Consider the following 17032-nt stretch of genomic DNA (forward strand, 5'->3'; position numbering starts at 1 on the left):
AAGGGTCACGCTCCTGAATCGGATTTGCGGGTGTGACGCCATGCTCGCCACAAGTAGTCGACTCCCGTGTACACGGTAAGCACCACTGCGATCGTCATGACTGAGTAGTTGATCCACAAGACCCAGTCACCGAGAACGGACGCCAACGGGACCAAGAACAGTGAGATCGCCACGGCTTGAAGAACTGTCTTCAACTTGCCGCCGCGAGAGGCCGGGATGACGACCTTGGAGAGGACAGCGAAACGGTAGATCGTAATACCGAACTCGCGCGCCAGAATGAGGATAGTGACCCACCACCACAGTTCGCCCAAGATCGAGAGCGCGACGAGAGCTCCGCCCGTGAGCACCTTGTCGGCGATCGGATCCAAAATGATTCCGACATTCGTGATGAGGTTTCGACCGCGGGCCAGATGACCGTCGACGGTATCTGTCACGATCGCGAAAATGAAGAGTGCAGCCGCGAGATAGCGAATCAGCCCCATCTCGCCGTCATCGAGCAACAACAGCCAGATAAAGACTGGTGCGAGGAGAATTCGCACCACGGTGATGATATTAGCGATATTCGCATTCGAGGCGGGGGTATCACCCTTGCTGATAATCCGACCGCTGAGAAAACCAGATCGTTCGGGCACAGAAGACGGTGAAACTGGTTGGTCGCTCACGCGATCACTCCCGATCGGTCAAATTCCAAGCGTCCTCATCTGAGCCGCCTTCTACTTCATCGTAACCGCTGAGAGATTCCTCAACTGCGTCCACTGGTCCTGGTTCGTCTTCGCCGCGCAAGCGAGCGAGCACTGCGGGAAGCTGTTCTGCCGAGACGAGAACGTCTCGCGCCTTGGATCCCTCGGAGGGACCGACGATATCGCGCGACTCCAACAGGTCCATGAGACGTCCGGCTTTGGCGAAGCCAACTCGAAGTTTTCGCTGCAACATCGACGTCGACCCGAATTGCGTGCTGACGATGAGTTCCGTTGCCGCGAGTAGCACGTCAAGGTCATCCCCGATGTCGGCGTCAATGTTTTTCTTCTCAGCGACCACAGCAACATCGTTGCGGTACTCCGGCTGCGCCTGAGCAATGACGTGTTGCACTATCTCGGCAATCTCACTCTCGGGCACCCAGGCACCCTGCACCCGGATCGCTTTTGACGCGCCCATTGGTAGGAACAGTGCGTCCCCCTGCCCAATGAGCTTGTCTGCGCCCGGCTGATCGAGGATCACGCGGGAGTCCGTCATGCTCGACACCGCAAAGGCAAGCCGAGAGGGCACGTTGGCCTTGATAAGACCGGTAACGACGTCGACGCTTGGTCGCTGCGTTGCAAGCACGAGATGAATTCCGGATGCCCGCGCCAATTGAGTGATGCGAACAATCGAGTCTTCGACGTCCCGAGGCGCAACCATCATGAGGTCTGCCAACTCGTCGACAACGATGAGCAAGTACGGGTATGGCTTGAGCTTGCGCTGACTGCCTTCAGGCAGCTTAATCTCTTCAGCGATCACGGCACGGTTGAAATCGTCGATATGGCGATAGCCGAAACTCGCGAGGTCGTCGTACCTCATGTCCATCTCTTTAACGACCCAGGCGAGCGCTTCTGCTGCCTTTTTCGGGTTCGTAATGATGGGGGTGATGAGATGCGGAACACCAGCATAAATCGAGAGCTCAACGCGTTTCGGGTCGATTAGCACCATGCGAACTTCAGCAGGTTTGGCACGCATCAATACCGACGTGATCATGGAGTTCACGAAGCTCGACTTACCCGAGCCGGTCGATCCCGCGACCAAAAGGTGGGGCATTTTGGCGAGGTTGGCAACAACGAAACCGCCCTCGACATCTTTGCCGAGGCCGATTGTCATCGGGTGTTCGCTCTTCGTGCTGGCGCTTGAGCGCAGCACATCACCGAGCGAGACGATTTCACGATCCTTGTTCGGAATTTCTACGCCGATCGCGCTCTTGCCCGGAATGGGCGAGAGGATGTTGACCTCGTTGCTGGCGACCGCGTAACTGATATTGCGCGCAAGGGCGGTAACACGTTCGACCTTGACGCCTGGCCCAAGTTCGAGTTCGTAGCGAGTGACAGAGGGGCCGCGGCTAAACCCCGTGACTGTGGCATCAACGCTGAACTGTTTGAGCACTTCAGTGATCGACGCCACTACCTCGTCGTTCGCGGCAGAACGCGATTTCGGTGGCGTGCCTGCCGACAACATGGCTGCTTGCGGCAGACGATAGACAGCCTGTGATGCTTGCGGCGTGGTTTCGTGCGGTCCGTCGAATTCTCCAGCCGTACCCTTTTCGCTGGCTTTTGTCGTGAAGCCAGGCAGCACGCGGGGGCCGTCGTCACGCACTTCAGTGGCCGGAACATCCACTTCACCGGTGTTGTATTTTTTGACCGCTTCTTCGGCCTTGAGGAGGTCTTCAAGAAGCTCGACCCCGAACTGTTCTTCTTTCTTCGTGAGATCTTTAGCCGCTGGAGGCGGCGTGGGATTGACGACCTCGGTGGGCTGATCACGCGAGATAACCGGGCTGTCGAATGCCTTATCTTCGGTGTGCTGTGACTTATTGCGTCGCCACCACGGCAACGAGGAAGTGTCGTTGTCTCCGCCGAGCCCAATGTCGGTCAGCGACCCAAATTGAACAGAATCGTTCTTGCCGGCGCTGGCCAAGGCCTTAGTCTGAGCCCGCTCTTCGTCGCTCTGAAGCTGCGCGCCAAACAAGTAGGCATACAACTCGCGGAGCCGCGACGGCAACCGATTCGGCGGTGTCTTAGTGATGATGAACAGTGAGAGCACCAAGAGCAAAACGATCACCGGCACTGCCAGCAGCGTTGACCCGAGCCAGATCAGCGGATTCGCCATCAGCCAGCCGAATACGCCACCGGCACGCGCGATGGTTTCTGCCCCCTCTGACGGGTGCGGTTGACCGCTAAAGACATGGCACAGCGCGGCAACGGTAACGATGAGAATACTCAGCCCGATGCCGATGCGGCCGTTGTCATGAACGCTCGACGGATGCCGAAACATCCAGACTGCGAGCAACAGCAAAATCACGGGCAGAGCGAAAGCAACGCGGCCGACGAGGCCACCAAAGGTGTAGGCATCAAGCGCGATTGCAACAGAATCGAGGGGGTTGAACCACTCGACGATCGCGCCAACGATCGCCAACACAAAAAAGAGGAACGGAACGCCGTCACGACGTTCGTCTTTTGTCAGCTCTTCACGGCCAAACACCCGGAATGCGCCACCAACCATGTGCGCAAGTGCAAGCCACATCTTGGTGAGGGGGCCCTCTGGCTCGACCGGAGCTTGCTTGCCTCGGGGTAAGCGCTTAGTCGCCTGTGTCTTATTCGTGGTGTTTCTGGCGCGCGGTTTCGACGCACCCGAGCGCGAGGTCGACGATGTACGCGTAGCCATAATTCAAAGCTACCGGTGGCCTCTGTCAGAGAGGTGCAGCGACACTCGACCCGCGCGGCTCCGCTCACGGCAAGTACTAATACCGGATCGCGTCAATCACTTTTACCTTGACCGCGACAAGAGCAGGCATAAATCCCGCAAGCACCCCAACAGCGGCGGATGCTCCGAGTGCGATCAACGCTGCCTCGAGCGGGTACGGCGGCAAATCCTGAACACCAGGGGCGATGAGGTTTTGAATGGCAGGGTTCTGGACAATCGCGATCGACACCGCAACGCCGATAACTCCAGCGGCAATCGTCGCGACGACGCTCTCCATCATCACGGCGAAGAATACGCGACCTGCCGTTGCTCCGAATGCACGGCGCACCCCGATTTCTCTCACTCGGTATTTCACGGTGACGAGAGAAATGTTGATGAGCCCTAATGCTCCAAGAAGAAGAATGAGGGCGGCGATACCTCCAATCGCCCACTGGAGCGGCTCAAGCGGGTTCGGCCCTCCCCACGCGAGATAGTCGTTTCGATTAACACTCGGGTTGATGTCGTCGCCAAAAACGGCAGCGATGTCACGGTTGAGAAGGTCAGCCAGCTGGGCAGCCTGCTCCTCGGGAACCCAGATCTCGTAGGACATGTCGCCCTCGTTTGCGGCCGCGGCTCCCACGAGATGGCGATAGGGCTCATCGAGCATGGACAGGCTGAATCCGGTCTGGTTCGCCTCGGGGGCGAGAACTCCCACAATGACCGCGGTAGTGAGAGTTTCTGCCTTGATTTCAATCGCGGGGTGCGTGCGCAGATCAGGCCGTCCGAGCTCCTCGTAAAAGATGTCGTTAATTACGACCGCTGGAGCGAGTCTGGTTCCGTCTTGCTCTGAGAGCCAACGCCCCACGACCACATCGACGCGGTGCATGACACCAAACTTGTCGTTGACGCCCTGCACAGCGGTGAATTGAGTGCCGTTGGGAAGCTGAACGGAGGCGCTGCCGCGACGAACCGCAGTGGAATGACTCACTTGATAGCGCTCAGCGAGGGTATCCATGAGCTCGAAGTACTGTGCAGCGTCAACCGGCTGCTGTGTCGCTTGCGAGTACGGAGGGTAGCCCATCAGCGTCGCGGGGCGCCCGCTGGACTTCTCATACTGTTCCGTCTGGGCCTGACCAAAGACAGCGCCCGCACCAACCACTGTGGCAAGCGCGCACACTGCAACGCCAATCCCGATCAGACTCAGGAGCACTCGCGTGCGGTTGATTCGAACTTCGTCCCACGCCTCAACCACCGAACCTACGATGCTACTCAGCAGGGAGCCTCGCGGTTCTCTGGTCGGCTTGGCCAGTTCCGACGTTTGGCGGATGGCGAGGTCGTCAGCAGCAGATCGCGATGCCCCGGCGGATGTTGCGTCGTCACTCGGCTCGATCGTCGCCTCAACCGTGGGCTCGACGGCATCCGATGGTTCGCTCGCTTTCTTGCGCCGCCACCTCATAGCGACGCCTCCGGGAGCGACGTTGCGAGCATCCGGTTCACGTCTATGGGCGAGAGTACTCCGCTATCGAGGCGATAGTGCCGCCGTGCAAGAGCTGCCACATTCGGATCGTGAGTGATCGTGATGAGCGCCGCGCCCGACTGCTCGGCCACGTTATCCAACAACTCCATCACTGTCGCACCGGTCTCAACATCGAGGGCACCGGTCGGTTCATCGGCCAAAATCAGGCGCGGACTACGCACGAGCGCGCGCGCAATGGCGACCCGCTGTTGTTCACCGCCAGAAAGTTTGTCGGGCATCGACGCCATCCGCTCGCTGAGCCCAACCCGGTCGAGCATCTCTTCGGCGAGTGCCCGGCGGTGCCAGAACTGGCGACCAGTGGCGTACAGAAGCGGTGTCATCACGTTCTCTAGTGCGGTCCGCCCCGCGAGCAGATTGAACTGCTGAAAGATGAAGCCAACATCGCGACCACGCTTCCGGTCCCGTTTGCCACCCGAGAGCTTCTCTAATGGGGCACCATCGAAAATGATGCGACCGGTTGTGGGGTTGTCGATGAGCCCGAGCAGGTTGAGGAGCGTCGATTTACCGGAGCCCGACCGCCCGACAATGCTGATGTGGTCACCGACTTCCACATCGAGATCGATACCTTTGAGGATGTCGAGCCGACTGAAATCGGGAAGTTCAACGGAGCGAGTCACACCTTGGAGCGACAAGAGGGGCATTAGTAGCACACCACGTTGTCGCCGTCTTGGTAACAGTTCTCGGGGAGGTTTTCTTCGTCGAGCGCCTCCGCACCGGGGACGAACTGCAAAATCGTATCGCCGACTTCTAACCCAGAAACGACTTCCACAGTAATGCCGTCATTGAGACCTAAGGTCACTTCACGCAGCTCGGTTGTGCCGTCGGGCAGAACGAAATAAACGTTTCCGCTGACAGCGGTGCCCTCCACTGCGGTGATCGGCGCCACCATGACATCTTCTGCGATACCGCCGGCAATGGTGATCTGAGCGGTCAATCCCGGGAACACCACAACGTCGCTGGGAACCACACAAGCCACGGTGGGACCGGCTGCTGCCTCCCCGCTCGATTCGCCAGCGGTCGCGAAGGTGATGCTCAACCCGGTGCAGGTGAACGGCGCCGGGCCTCCGTTGATCGCGACGCTCGCCTCGCTTGGTCGATCAACCAGGCGATACAACTGCTCTGAAGGAACGGTTCCCGTCACGATATAGGACGGCGGCGAAATGCTCCCCACCGGCGAACCGACCTGGAAGGATGAGCCGACCAAACTCGTGAAGTCGGTGAGTGTGCCCGCAGCCGGCGCGACGACGATTTTCCACTGCGTGCCTTGAGTGCCATCCGGATTAACGACTTCCGCACGAAGCTTCAGGATCTCCTGACCCTTTTTTACCGACTGGCCAGGGCTCACGGCTACTTCACGCACTTCGCCCGAGAGCGTCGCCGGGATCGGAATGCTCGCCGCGGCAGCGATACTGCCACTCAGTTCTACGTCGTTCGTGATGGTGCCGATAGCGACGTCGTAGTGTTGCTCGTCGATAGCCACGGTGGGGAACTCGAGATCGTCAGCCTTCAGCGCATCCCCGAAGAAAGCAAACTTCACCAACGCCGCAGCAATTACCGCGAAAATGACCATCCAGATGATGGGAAAAACCCACCGACGCGCAACGCTCACCCGATACCCCGAATTCAGAATCGGCTCGACAAAACAATCGAGCAATATTCATATGAGAACACTGAATGAAGCAGAAAACAAGCCCAACGCTCTGGCGCGCCAGAACGTCAGAAAACTACACCTCGATGACGACCGGAACGATCATGGGACGGCGTCGATGTTGCGTGTTAACCCAGCGCCCGACAGTGCGACGAACCACCTGAGCAAACGCGTGAGTATCGCGCGTTCCATTCTCGGCAGCATCAGTCAACGCCTTGATAACCATGGGAAGCACAGCATCAAACACGTCTTCATCTTCGGCGAAGCCGCGAGACTGGATCTCTGGCCCCACGATAACCTTGCCCGTTTGAGCATCCACGGCAACGAAGATGGAAATGAAGCCCTCTTCGGCAAGGATTCGACGGTCTTTAAGGTCAGCATCCGTAATCTCGCCAACGCTGGAGCCATCGACGTAGACAAATCCGACGTCGAGCTGGCCAACGACAGCGGCATGGCCGTCCTTGAGGTCGATGACGGTGCCATCTTCGGCAATGATCGTGTTCTCGGCCGGAACTCCCGACTGAATCGCGAGGTTCGCGTTAGCCACCAAGTGGCGGTACTCGCCGTGAACCGGCAGAACGTTCTTGGGACGCAAGATGTTGTAGCAGTACAGCAACTCCCCTGCGGCAGCGTGACCAGAAACGTGCACCTTGGCGTTCGCCTTGTGGACGACATTGGCACCGAGCTTCGTCAGGCCGTTGATTACACGGTAAACCGCGTTCTCGTTACCGGGGATGAGGCTCGACGCGAGAATGACGGTGTCACCCTTGCCGACCTCAATCTGGTGCTCCATGTTCGCCATGCGCGCCAGAACCGCCATCGGCTCACCCTGGCTTCCCGTCGACATGTAGACGAGCTGGTTGTCCGGATAGTTGACAGCTTTTTTGGCGTCCAACAGAACGCCGTCTGGCACTTTGAGGAATCCGAGATCTGACGCGATGCCCATGTTGCGCACCATGGAACGCCCCATCAGAACAACCTTGCGGTTGTTGGCAATGGCGGCATCCAGAACCTGCTGAACACGGTGCACGTGGCTAGAGAAGCTCGCCACGATGACACGGCGCGGAGCCTTGGCAATAACCGCTTCGAGCACTGGGCCGATATCGCGCTCGTTCGGCGTAAAACCAGGAACGTCAGCGTTAGTCGAGTCGGAGAGGAAGAGGTCGATCCCAGCTTCGCCGAGTCGCGCGAACGCACGAAGATCGGTGATGCGGTTGTCGAGAGGCAACTGGTCCATCTTGAAGTCACCGGTGTGCAAAACAGTGCCAGCAACGGTAGTGATGGCCACGGCCAGAGCATCCGGAATCGAGTGATTGACAGCAACAAACTCGAGATCGAAGGGTCCGATCTTCTCCTTCTGACCCTCAGTAACGTTGAGGGTATAAGGCTTGATGCGGTGCTCCTTGAGCTTCGCCTCGATAAGGGCGAGCGTGAGAGTCGAACCGATCAGCGGGATGTCTTGGCGCAAACGCAAGAGATATGGCACGGCACCGATGTGGTCCTCATGGCCGTGCGTAAGCACGATGCCGAGGATGTCGTCGAGGCGGTCACGAATCGAGCTGAAGTCCGGAAGAATCAAGTCAACGCCGGGCTGGTGCTCTTCAGGGAACAACACGCCACAGTCGACGATGAGAATCTTGCCATCGATCTCGAAGGTAGTCATGTTTCGACCGATTTCGCCGAGACCACCAATCGGGGTGACACGAAGCGTTCCCTGCTCGAGGGCGGGTGGATCAAATAGCGAAACTGACATTCAGTACCTTGCAGATAGATGTGTGGGGCCGTCAGCCCCCGTGCGAAAAATGTGGGCCGTGCCCGTGGCACAGCCTACCCTTCGCGGGTAGACCTAGCGGGTCGCGCCGGCGACCTTGGGAAGTGCTCCGCCAGCCGCGGCGTTGCGGTCAGGTCGGAAATTCGTGAGATCGAGACCCTTGATTCCCGTTACCAATGCCAACTCATCTTCGATTTGAGCGGCCTCAGCGTCTTCGGGACCGACAAGCGGCAGGCGCACTCGTGGACTAGAGATACGACCAAGGCCATGAAGGATGTACTTGGCAGCGACAGTGCCGGGGATGTGAGTCATCGCCGCCCGCACTAAGGGCTCGAGGGCCTGGTGAGCGGCAGTCGCGGTTGCGAGATCGCCAGCATTGACGGCATCCACGATTACTCGGTAGGGAGCCGGCGCGATGTTGGCCGTGACCCCGATGAGCCCCGAAGCACCGATTGCCAGGTGCGGCAAAACGTTGGAATCGTCGCCCGAGAAATACAAGAGATCAGTCTGGTTGAGCACACGGCTCACCTCACTGAAGTCACCCTTCGCGTCTTTGACAGCAAGGATGTTTGGGTGCTTTGCCGCACGAAGAATAGTTTCGTACATGATGGGGATTCCCGTGCGCCCGGGAATGTCATACAGAATCGCCGGGAGGTCAGTGGCATCAGCCAGCATGCGGAAATGCGTGAGAACGCCCGCCTGAGTCGGCTTGTTGTAATACGGAGTGACAAACATCACGCCGTCAGCACCGGCCTTTTCGCTCGCCTTGTACAGCTCGATCGCGTGGGCAGTCTCGTTCGAACCGCCACCCGTGATGATCTTGGCGCGCCCAGCCGAAACGGACTTAGCGACCTCGACAAGCTTGATTTTCTCGGGATCGGTCAGCGTGCTTGTCTCACCGGTGGTGCCCGTGACGACTATGCCGTCCGCCCCAGAACTAATCACATCATCGATGTGTTTTTCGACGTCACCCCAATGCACTTCACCGTCTGCAGTGAATGGCGTGATGAGCGCGACAAGGACTTGACCGAAGGGATTCTCTTTAGACACCCGTCTAGGTTACCGCTGCTGAGCGCGCTGGTTCTCGTAACGCAAGAATCGGTAACGCAATTCGGTGGTTGACGTGTGCCAGCCCTCGACCGGATCGCGGGCGACGAGCATCCATTGGTCACCACGCTCGGGAGCAATAGTGTCGCCTTCGAACGATTTGTCAATCTCCGTTACTTCGAGCCGATCAGCGCTCTCAAGCACCGACGAAAATATCTGCGCTCCGCCAATTACCCACACGACAGCAGCGGGCTCGCCAGACGCTGCAGTGCCTGAGGAGTCAGCAGAATGATCGGATGCCGCAGCGAGCTTGATAGCGGATTCAACGCTGTGCGCCACTTCGGCGCCCGGCGCGGCCCAGGCTTCTTGGCGGGTGACAACGATATTGCGTCTTCCCGGTAGCGGGCGGAAACGAGGATTCAGTGAATCCCACGTTTTGCGCCCCATGATCACGGGACTGCCGAGAGTCAGCGATTTGAAGTGTGCCAGATCTTCTGGCAAGTGCCACGGCATGGAACCATCGTGGCCGATGACTCCCCCGGCCGACTGCGCCCAAATGAGGGCGACGGAGACGTTCTGAGCCGGGTTGTTCACACCGCTACCGGAGCTTTGATCGCCGGATGATGCTCGTAGCCGACAATCTCGAAATCCTCGAACGCGTAGTCGAAAATGTTCGCGGGCTTTCTCGCGATCGACAATTGCGGCGCCGCGTAAGGCTCGCGAGAGAGCTGCTCAGTGACCTGTTCGACATGGTTGTCGTAGATATGGCAATCTCCGCCAGTCCACACGAAATCGCCGACCTCAAGACCTGTCTGCTCAGCAACCATATGGGTGAGCAACGCATAGCTAGCGATATTGAAGGGAACACCCAGGAAGAGATCAGCGCTGCGCTGATAAAGCTGGCAAGACAACTTGCCGTCGACAACGTAGAACTGGAAGAACGCGTGACACGGCGCGAGAGCCATGTTTGGAATATCCGCCGGATTCCACGCCGAGACGATGAGCCGCCGTGAATCGGGGTTGGTCGTGATTTGATCAATGACATCAGAGATCTGGTCGATCTGCTCGCCGGAAGGGGTCGGCCAAGACCGCCATTGAACGCCGTAGACGGGACCAAGCTCGCCAGCGGCATCCGCCCATTCGTTCCAGATCGTCACGCCGTTGTCTCGCAGCCACGACACGTTGCTCTCACCCCGCAAGAACCACAACAGCTCGTAGGCGATCGACTTGAAATGCACCCGCTTCGTGGTGATCAAGGGGAATCCTTCAGCGAGATCGAACCGCAACTGCCGCCCGAACACGCTGCGGGTGCCCGTGCCAGTTCGATCACCTTTGACTGCGCCGTTCTTGAGAGTGTCGCGCAGTAGGTCTTCATACGGAGTTGCGATCGTGGATGCCATCGAATCAATAGTACCGATTTCAGAGAAAATGACAGCACTAGGTTCACACCGGTTTTTCATGCACTCGGGGCGACCAGCGCCTAGGGTTGAGCACGACGAAAGGAACGGCAATGCCTGTTACGAGCGAAGCAACAACACTCTGGTTTGGTGACCTGTTTAGCGGCAAAGGAACGACATCGCTAGATTCTTCTGACGCCGCAGAATTTCCCGTCACGTGGGCTGCACGATCAGAAGGTCAAGAATCAACGACGAACCCCGAAGAGCTCTTGGGCGCCGCCCACGCTTCGTGCTTCGCCATGGCCTTCTCTAATGGTCTCGCCTCCAACGGAACACCCTCCGAAAGCCTGCAGGTGACCGCGGCCGTGACGTTCGATCCCGCCGTCGGAATCACCGGAAGCCACCTCTTGGTTAGCGCGAAAGTCGCCGATCTGAGCGACGACGACTTTCAGCGATTAGCTGAGGAAGCCAAAGAGGGTTGCCCCGTTTCGCGCGCCCTCACCGGCATTCCCATCACGCTTGAAGCAAGTTTGGCTTAGCGGTGACGGAGTCATCAGCAACTCGCGTGTTGGTCGCTGGCGCCTCGGGGTATATCGGCACAGAGCTTGTCTCCCAGCTAGAGGCAGGCGGTTTCGAGGTCATTAGCCTCGTGCGTCGCGAGCCCCGTTCCGCGAGCGAGTTTTACTGGGATCCGCTGTCGGGGACAATCGATGATCGAGCGATCGAGCTCGCTGATGCCGTCATCAACTTGGCCGGCGCAAGCACCGGAAAGCTGCCATGGACACCGGCCTACAAGCGCGAAATTTTGCGCTCGAGGGTCAACGGCACACGCACAATCGCTGAAGCAATTCGCCGATCGGTCACTCCCCCGACCTCATTTCTCAATGGTTCGGCCGTCGGCTACTTCGGCAGCAGACCCGGAGAAGTGCTGAACGACGAATCCACCAAGGGTACGGGCTTCCTCAGCGACGTCGTCGACGCGTGGGAGCAGGCAGCCAAACTAACTCCCTCGAGCACCCGACTCGTCATGTTCCGCACCGGAATCGTCGTCGGCGAGAGCGGAGCGTTCACCCCGCTCAATATGCTTACCCGCTGTGGTCTCGGTAGCAGGCTCGGTAGCGGTGACCAGTATTGGCCTTGGATCAGTCTTCACGATGAAGCTGCGGCCATTGTTCATTTGCTTCGAAGCGAGTTTTCCGGAGCCGTGTCGCTCGCCGGACCGACCCCGGCAACCGCGGGAACGATTACTCAAGCCCTTGCGCGTGCGATGCACAAACCACACTGGCTCACCGTGCCCAGCTTTGCCCTACGGGTGTTGGGAGATGCCGGAAACGATCTCATTTTGGTCGACGAATACGTGGAGCCGCGCACTCTGCTCAGCACGGGGTTTAGCTTTACTCACACCACGATCGACCAGGCGATCGAGGCGTTCGTCGACTAGCGGCTCGCGAGCTCCGGCCTCGGAAAGCGCGAGAACGACGCCGAGAGACGACGACCGCGACGGAGCGCTTAATCAGCCGTTGTGGAAGCGCGCGATAGCGAGATGGCGCGCCTGGTAGCCCAACGTGCTCGTCTCCGATCGCCGCTGGCGTCGTAGGCAAGACCGAGACGTAACCACGCACGCCATGACTCAGGGCTCGCTTCGGCTTCGTCGCGGTAACGCCCGAATGCTCGGTCGGCAGCGTCAGGATCGGGGCGACCACTTGGCCGACGTTCGTCGATCTCATCCGGCAGGGTGCCCTCGTCACGGAGCATGGTGAAAAGTCGCTCAGCCCGGAAGATGAAAAAGAGTTCGGCAGCAAGGGCCCACAACCCGATAAGGGGCAATACCAGCAGTGCCCATCCCATCACCTGCGCAATAACGATCCCTGTGCCAATCAGCACGAATGAGTAGTTGATTGCAAAGACTAAATAGAGGGCGAGCAGGCCAACCATTACTAGGGCTGCGATACGTGTTTTCATTCAGACACCGCACCGACGCGTGGGGCAAGATCGATGAGTTCGTCGAGACCGACCGTGACCCCGCGCGACGTGATGATAGCGCGCAGTCCCAGGAGGATTCCCGCCTCATACGATTCCTGAGACATTGTGCGGTGGTCGATCGTGAGCACTTCGCCTGGACCACCGAAGATGACTTGCTGATGGGCGACGACGCCCGTCAGCCGAAGGCTGTGAACCGGAATCCCTGCGACTTGCTCACCGCGAGCACGCTGGTCATGGTGCGGTGCCGCAGCAGGGCCCCGTTCGTGACGCGCGTCTGCCATCAGTTCTGCTGTGCGAACCGCCGTGCCGGACGGAGAATCGACTTTGCCAGCGTGATGACTCTCGATGATCTCGATTGAATCGAAGTAGCGCGCAGCAGCGGCCGCGAAGGACGTAGCCAGTGCCGAACCGAGGGAAAAATTGGGAATAAAGATCACGCCAACGTCGGGGAGCTCTGTCAACGAAGACTTCACACGCTGAATGCGGTCTTCGCTCCAGCCCGAGGTTCCGACAAGAACGTTCTTGCCGTGGGAGGTCGCGAACTCGACAACAGAGGGCGAGACGCTGGGCTCTGTGACATCCACCACAACGTCAGCCTCAAGCATTTCGCTGAGATCCGACCGAGAATTGAGGGAGGCAACGAGCGAAAAGTCTTCTGCTCTCTCGACCACGTCGCTGATGAACATTCCCATGCGACCGGATGCGCCGACTACCGCTACTTTCGTTGTCATTGGTTAAATCTATCAACGCTGAGCGAGACCGCTGACTGCTCTTGACGCGAGTACTCTGGTTGCCGTGCCACAGTTTCGTCCCATCCCCGTCACGGATGCTCTCGCCCACGAACTCCTCACCGAGTACTTCAGCTATCGCGCTGAGAGCTTTCCGACACCAGCAGGTTATGTCACCACGTTTCCGACCAACGAACAGTTCGAACCACCAGCCGGCGTGTTCCTTGTCGTCGAAGGCGAAGGCAACGCTCTTGGCTGCGGCGGCATCCGACAACTCGATGCCGGACGCTTTGAGGTCAAACATCTGTGGGTACGGGCAGCCGGTCGCGGAACCGGACTCGGGCGACAGCTGCTCGGCGAACTCGAACGCTGCGCTCGTGAGTGGGGTGCATCAGAACTCGTCTTAGATACGAACGAGAGCCTGGCAGCAGCCGGCGGACTCTACCGCTCAAGCGGGTTCGTCTCTGTAGAGCCCTATAACGACAACCCCAACGCGACAACCTGGTATCGCAAAGCACTCAACTAGTTTCCCCACACCGCAAAATTATGCCGCGCTCGAACGGAGACACGTCAGCGCCCTCAGTCACGGCAGCTCCGTATGGCTGGTTTAGTACGGCTGCTCTTCTGGCAGCCCAGTTCGGAGTTCAGCGGGCAAGTGGCCAAGATCGTTGTGTGCAACCAGAACCGGCGGCTTATTGCTGCGCACTCGGATGATCGTCAGCCCGCAATTGGCTTGATTGAGTCCGAGCCAACGCCACTGGTCTCCCCCCAAAACTTCTCGCACAAACCAGGCGATAACAAAGTTGTGAGTGATGAGGAGATCGTGGCGATCCTCGCGCGCTGGCGTGAGAAACTCCGCTACGGCGTCTTCCATTTGCGCTTGCCCCGCGTCGATCTCCTCTGGGGTGATCGCCCCAAAGAAAGGTTCGAATGCTGCCGGCATGTCAGACGTTGGACCGCTGGGAATACAGTCCATGAGCAACGTCGTGGGTTGTGACTCTAACGCTGGCATCCGCTCCGTCATGATCGCGGCAGTCTCAGCAGCCCGCTGGAGCGGAGAGTGGAACGCGCGAGTGAACGGAACTCCGCTGAGGCGCTCAGAAATCGCCATCGCCTGACGAGTCCCTTTGCCGGAGAGGGGGCCGTCGGGCAAGCCATGTTCTGCATCAAGCTGTTCGCCGTGGCGTACGAGGTACAGGTAGTGAGCCATCACCATTCCTTTATTGATCTAACTCTGGGCAACGCTGCCGAGAGCAAGCCCGGAAAACATATCGTCAGTTACCGCACCAACCGCCGCAATGGACAGCGGGCGTGAAGACAGTTCGCGAGCAAGTTCTTGGATACCGTCGGCAGTGACGGCCGAGATACGGGCAATTGACGTGTCGAGATCGATGAACTCCCCCAGCGTCAATTCGCTACGACCGAGTCGCGACATACGTGAATCAGAGTCTTCCAGCGCAAGTGCCGAGGCACCTCGAAGCTGGCCAACGGCACGGCTGATTTCTTCATCAGTGACGAGTGTCTGGCCCATCTTGGTGAATTCCTCAAGCATGAGTTCAGCGACCTGCGCAGACTTTGCGGGCGAGCATCCGGCATAGATTCCGAAGATTCCGGCATCGGAGTAGCTGGGTGCAAAGGAATACACCGAGTAGGCAAGGCCACGCTTTTCGCGTACTTCCTGGAACAGTCGTGACGACATTCCACTGCCCAGAATGGAGTTGAGCACCGTAAGCGTCGCGCGCCGGTCGTCAGTGGCCGAGAGGCCTTCGACACCGGCAATGATGTTTGCTTGTTCGATCGGACGATGAGTCACCTGAAGGCGTTGCCCTGAGGCTGACGCCGCTGTTGAGCTGCTCCGTCGCGACACCGGTGTCGCCGGCAGCGTGAGATCCCAGCCTGCGGAGACGAGGCAGGCGGAAACTGCGGCAACAAGCTCGTCGTGATCGACGGCTCCCGCCACCGTGATTACCAGGTCTTGAGGACGATAGTTGCCACGGTAGTGCTCGACAACCGAGTCTCGGGAGATGGCGTTGATCGTTTCTGGGCTACCGCCGATCGGGCGACCAAGGGGATGGTCGCCGAAGATCGACTCGAAGAATCGCTCACTGGCGACATCGGTGGGGTCGTCGTCAGCCATAGCAAGTTCTTCGAGAATCACTCCTCGTTCGTTGGAGAACTCGGTCGGATCGATCACGCTCGACGTGAGCATGTCTCCAATGACTTCGATTGCCATCGGCAAATCAATATCTTGGACCTTGGCGTAGTAGCAGGTGTATTCCTTGGCCGTCATAGCGTTGTGCTCGCCACCGACGGCGTCGAAGCTCACTGCTATATCGAGCGCAGTGCGCGACGGTGTGCCCTTGAACAGCAAGTGTTCGAGAAAGTGAGTGGCTCCAAAAGTGCCGGGCTGTTCGTCACGCGACCCAGCCGCGACCCAGTAGCCAACGGTTGCGCTGCGCGCACCTGGCACCTGCTCACTGAGGATGCGAACACCACTCGGTAAAACAGTTCGGCGAACCAGACTGTCACCGGTTGCGGTGAACGACAGTTCGGGAAGGTCAAGAGGAAGAATCACAGCGTCGTTCATCGGTATGAGCCTACGTCATTTGTGTCCGACTTACGGCGGCACATCGGGCACCGTAAGGAGAGTCCCCCAAATTGGGGTAAGAATCAGGGGACAGACAGGCTTGTCTGTATGTCCTCATATGTTATTGTTCTTTATAGGCACCCGAAGCCAACAACTCGTCACTTGGCCCCGAACCAAGTGATGTGTGTAACAGCACAACCCGGACCCGAACCGGGTTGTGCATAAATAAACCGCATCGTCTGACCCGAATCTAGCGATGCACTAATGGGGAACAGTTCCTGATCCGAATTTCCCCCGGAAGGAGTGCGCTGTGATGGTAATTGAGACACCAGAGACCGCACAGCGCGCTCCGGCCAAGGGCCGCATTCTGGACACGGCCAACATACTTTTCTACCAAGACGGTATTTTGAACGTTGGAGTAGACCGCATCATCGCTCAGTCGAGCGTGACGAAGGCGACCTTCTACAAGCACTACCGCTCAAAAGACAACTTGATTCTCGAGTACGTCAAGAGCCAACGATCAGCTGTAGAGACTCAGGTGCAGTCGGTCATCGACAATGCAGCATCTCCTCACGATGCAGTGCTCGGACTCCTTGAAGGCGTCGCCGCAGAACTCACGAAGCCCAATTTTCGTGGATGCCCGTTTGCCAACGTCGTTGCGGAATTTCCCGACCCCACGCATCCGGTGCGTCAGCTAATCGCCGAGCACCGCGACTGGTACAACGAAGCACTCTACGAACTGATGCGCGGCGCAGGCCACCCCTTCGCTGGTGACGCTGCTGACGAACTCATGCTTGCCAAAGATGGTGCTCTCGTTGGCGGAAATGCCGGCGACACTATTGCTGCCGGAGCCGCAATGGCTCGCGTGGTCAAGCGAGTCCTCGCAGAAGCAGTCACCGTTTAGCGCTTCA

Annotated in this window: 17 protein-coding genes; 4 read left to right on the forward strand and 13 right to left on the reverse strand. The window is 58.6% G+C overall.

Going from position 1 to position 17032, the window contains the following annotated elements; translation table 11 throughout:
- Positions 1 to 5 precede the first annotated feature (5 nt).
- The 9 genes from pgsA to FFT87_RS11190 all read right to left on the reverse strand — a co-directional run bounded on the left by pgsA (position 6) and on the right by FFT87_RS11190 (position 10826).
- Positions 6 to 662, reverse strand: coding sequence for a CDP-diacylglycerol--glycerol-3-phosphate 3-phosphatidyltransferase (gene pgsA, locus FFT87_RS11150; RefSeq protein ID WP_219948787.1), 657 nt, complete (start codon positions 660 to 662; stop codon positions 6 to 8).
- 4 nt (positions 663 to 666) lie between these two features.
- Positions 667 to 3405: a DNA translocase FtsK gene (locus FFT87_RS11155; protein ID WP_370628551.1), complete on the reverse strand. Its 2739-nt coding sequence runs from the start codon at positions 3403 to 3405 to the stop codon at positions 667 to 669.
- Positions 3406 to 3481: 76 nt separating this feature from the next.
- Complete coding sequence (locus FFT87_RS11160) at positions 3482 to 4879, reverse strand: ABC transporter permease (protein ID WP_219948788.1); 1398 nt, start codon at positions 4877 to 4879, stop codon at positions 3482 to 3484.
- Positions 4876 to 5601, reverse strand: coding sequence for an ABC transporter ATP-binding protein (locus FFT87_RS11165; RefSeq protein ID WP_219948789.1), 726 nt, complete (start codon positions 5599 to 5601; stop codon positions 4876 to 4878). The genes FFT87_RS11160 and FFT87_RS11165 overlap by 4 nt, the downstream gene beginning before the upstream one ends.
- Positions 5601 to 6569, reverse strand: a complete 969-nt coding sequence (locus FFT87_RS11170) for a hypothetical protein (RefSeq protein ID WP_255559898.1) — start codon at positions 6567 to 6569, stop codon at positions 5601 to 5603. Before FFT87_RS11170 ends, FFT87_RS11165 begins: the two co-directional genes overlap by 1 nt.
- A 115-nt stretch (positions 6570 to 6684) precedes the next feature.
- Positions 6685 to 8361: a ribonuclease J gene (locus FFT87_RS11175; protein WP_219948790.1), complete on the reverse strand. Its 1677-nt coding sequence runs from the start codon at positions 8359 to 8361 to the stop codon at positions 6685 to 6687.
- 93 nt (positions 8362 to 8454) lie between these two features.
- Positions 8455 to 9429, reverse strand: coding sequence for a 4-hydroxy-tetrahydrodipicolinate synthase (gene dapA, locus FFT87_RS11180; protein WP_219948791.1), 975 nt, complete (start codon positions 9427 to 9429; stop codon positions 8455 to 8457).
- A gap of 9 nt (positions 9430 to 9438) precedes the next feature.
- Positions 9439 to 10020, reverse strand: a complete 582-nt coding sequence (locus tag FFT87_RS11185; protein ID WP_219948792.1) for a dihydrofolate reductase — start codon at positions 10018 to 10020, stop codon at positions 9439 to 9441.
- The gene (locus FFT87_RS11190; protein ID WP_219948793.1) at positions 10017 to 10826 is read right to left on the reverse strand and encodes a thymidylate synthase; all 810 of its coding nucleotides are present in this window, start codon (positions 10824 to 10826) and stop codon (positions 10017 to 10019) included. The genes FFT87_RS11185 and FFT87_RS11190 overlap by 4 nt, the downstream gene beginning before the upstream one ends.
- 110 nt (positions 10827 to 10936) lie before the next feature.
- Here FFT87_RS11190 and FFT87_RS11195 point away from each other — a divergent pair, with 110 nt between their 5' ends.
- The gene (locus FFT87_RS11195; RefSeq protein ID WP_219948794.1) at positions 10937 to 11362 is read left to right on the forward strand and encodes an OsmC family peroxiredoxin; all 426 of its coding nucleotides are present in this window, start codon (positions 10937 to 10939) and stop codon (positions 11360 to 11362) included.
- A 2-nt stretch (positions 11363 to 11364) separates the two neighbouring features.
- Positions 11365 to 12264, forward strand: coding sequence for a TIGR01777 family oxidoreductase (locus FFT87_RS11200; protein ID WP_219948795.1), 900 nt, complete (start codon positions 11365 to 11367; stop codon positions 12262 to 12264).
- Between the two features lie 68 nt (positions 12265 to 12332).
- Here FFT87_RS11200 and FFT87_RS11205 read toward each other — a convergent pair whose 3' ends face one another.
- Together FFT87_RS11205 and dapB are read right to left on the reverse strand one after the other, a co-directional pair.
- Complete coding sequence (locus FFT87_RS11205; RefSeq protein WP_219948796.1) at positions 12333 to 12785, reverse strand: hypothetical protein; 453 nt, start codon at positions 12783 to 12785, stop codon at positions 12333 to 12335.
- Entirely contained in the window at positions 12782 to 13537 is a 756-nt protein-coding gene (gene dapB / locus FFT87_RS11210) for a 4-hydroxy-tetrahydrodipicolinate reductase (RefSeq protein WP_219948797.1), read from the reverse strand. Before dapB ends, FFT87_RS11205 begins: the two co-directional genes overlap by 4 nt.
- A 64-nt stretch (positions 13538 to 13601) precedes the next feature.
- Between dapB and FFT87_RS11215 the strand changes: the two genes are divergently transcribed.
- Positions 13602 to 14060, forward strand: coding sequence for a GNAT family N-acetyltransferase (locus FFT87_RS11215; protein WP_219948798.1), 459 nt, complete (start codon positions 13602 to 13604; stop codon positions 14058 to 14060).
- A gap of 81 nt (positions 14061 to 14141) precedes the next feature.
- Here the strand turns inward: FFT87_RS11215 and FFT87_RS11220 are convergent, their stop codons facing one another.
- Both FFT87_RS11220 and FFT87_RS11225 read right to left on the reverse strand, forming a co-directional pair.
- A complete protein-coding gene (locus FFT87_RS11220; RefSeq protein WP_219948799.1) occupies positions 14142 to 14744 on the reverse strand; it encodes a histidine phosphatase family protein in 603 nt (200 codons plus the stop codon).
- 18 nt (positions 14745 to 14762) lie between these two features.
- Complete coding sequence (locus tag FFT87_RS11225) at positions 14763 to 16121, reverse strand: pitrilysin family protein (protein WP_219948800.1); 1359 nt, start codon at positions 16119 to 16121, stop codon at positions 14763 to 14765.
- Between the two features lie 313 nt (positions 16122 to 16434).
- Here FFT87_RS11225 and FFT87_RS11230 point away from each other — a divergent pair, with 313 nt between their 5' ends.
- On the forward strand, positions 16435 to 17025 hold the full coding sequence (locus FFT87_RS11230) for a TetR/AcrR family transcriptional regulator (protein WP_219950809.1): 591 nt from the start codon (positions 16435 to 16437) through the stop codon (positions 17023 to 17025).
- Positions 17026 to 17032 lie beyond the last annotated feature (7 nt).

Source organism: Salinibacterium sp. M195 (assembly GCF_019443965.1).
Lineage (GTDB): Bacteria > Actinomycetota > Actinomycetes > Actinomycetales > Microbacteriaceae > Rhodoglobus.

What these genes read in the sequence shown, in the direction of transcription:
- FFT87_RS11225 (WP_219948800.1), bottom strand. Translation starts at nt 16,121, where the DNA reads ATGAACGACGCTGTGATTCTTCCTCTTGACCTTCCCGAACTGTCGTTC.
- FFT87_RS11195 (WP_219948794.1), top strand. Translation starts at nt 10,937, where the DNA reads ATGCCTGTTACGAGCGAAGCAACAACACTCTGGTTTGGTGACCTGTTT.
- FFT87_RS11165 (WP_219948789.1), bottom strand. Translation starts at nt 5,601, where the DNA reads ATGCCCCTCTTGTCGCTCCAAGGTGTGACTCGCTCCGTTGAACTTCCC.
- dapB (WP_219948797.1), bottom strand. Translation starts at nt 13,537, where the DNA reads ATGACAACGAAAGTAGCGGTAGTCGGCGCATCCGGTCGCATGGGAATG.
- FFT87_RS11190 (WP_219948793.1), bottom strand. Translation starts at nt 10,826, where the DNA reads ATGGCATCCACGATCGCAACTCCGTATGAAGACCTACTGCGCGACACT.
- FFT87_RS11155 (WP_370628551.1), bottom strand. Translation starts at nt 3,405, where the DNA reads ATGGCTACGCGTACATCGTCGACCTCGCGCTCGGGTGCGTCGAAACCG.
- FFT87_RS11220 (WP_219948799.1), bottom strand. Translation starts at nt 14,744, where the DNA reads ATGGCTCACTACCTGTACCTCGTACGCCACGGCGAACAGCTTGATGCA.
- FFT87_RS11175 (WP_219948790.1), bottom strand. Translation starts at nt 8,361, where the DNA reads ATGTCAGTTTCGCTATTTGATCCACCCGCCCTCGAGCAGGGAACGCTT.
- FFT87_RS11205 (WP_219948796.1), bottom strand. Translation starts at nt 12,785, where the DNA reads ATGAAAACACGTATCGCAGCCCTAGTAATGGTTGGCCTGCTCGCCCTC.
- FFT87_RS11230 (WP_219950809.1), top strand. Translation starts at nt 16,435, where the DNA reads ATGGTAATTGAGACACCAGAGACCGCACAGCGCGCTCCGGCCAAGGGC.
- FFT87_RS11160 (WP_219948788.1), bottom strand. Translation starts at nt 4,879, where the DNA reads ATGAGGTGGCGGCGCAAGAAAGCGAGCGAACCATCGGATGCCGTCGAG.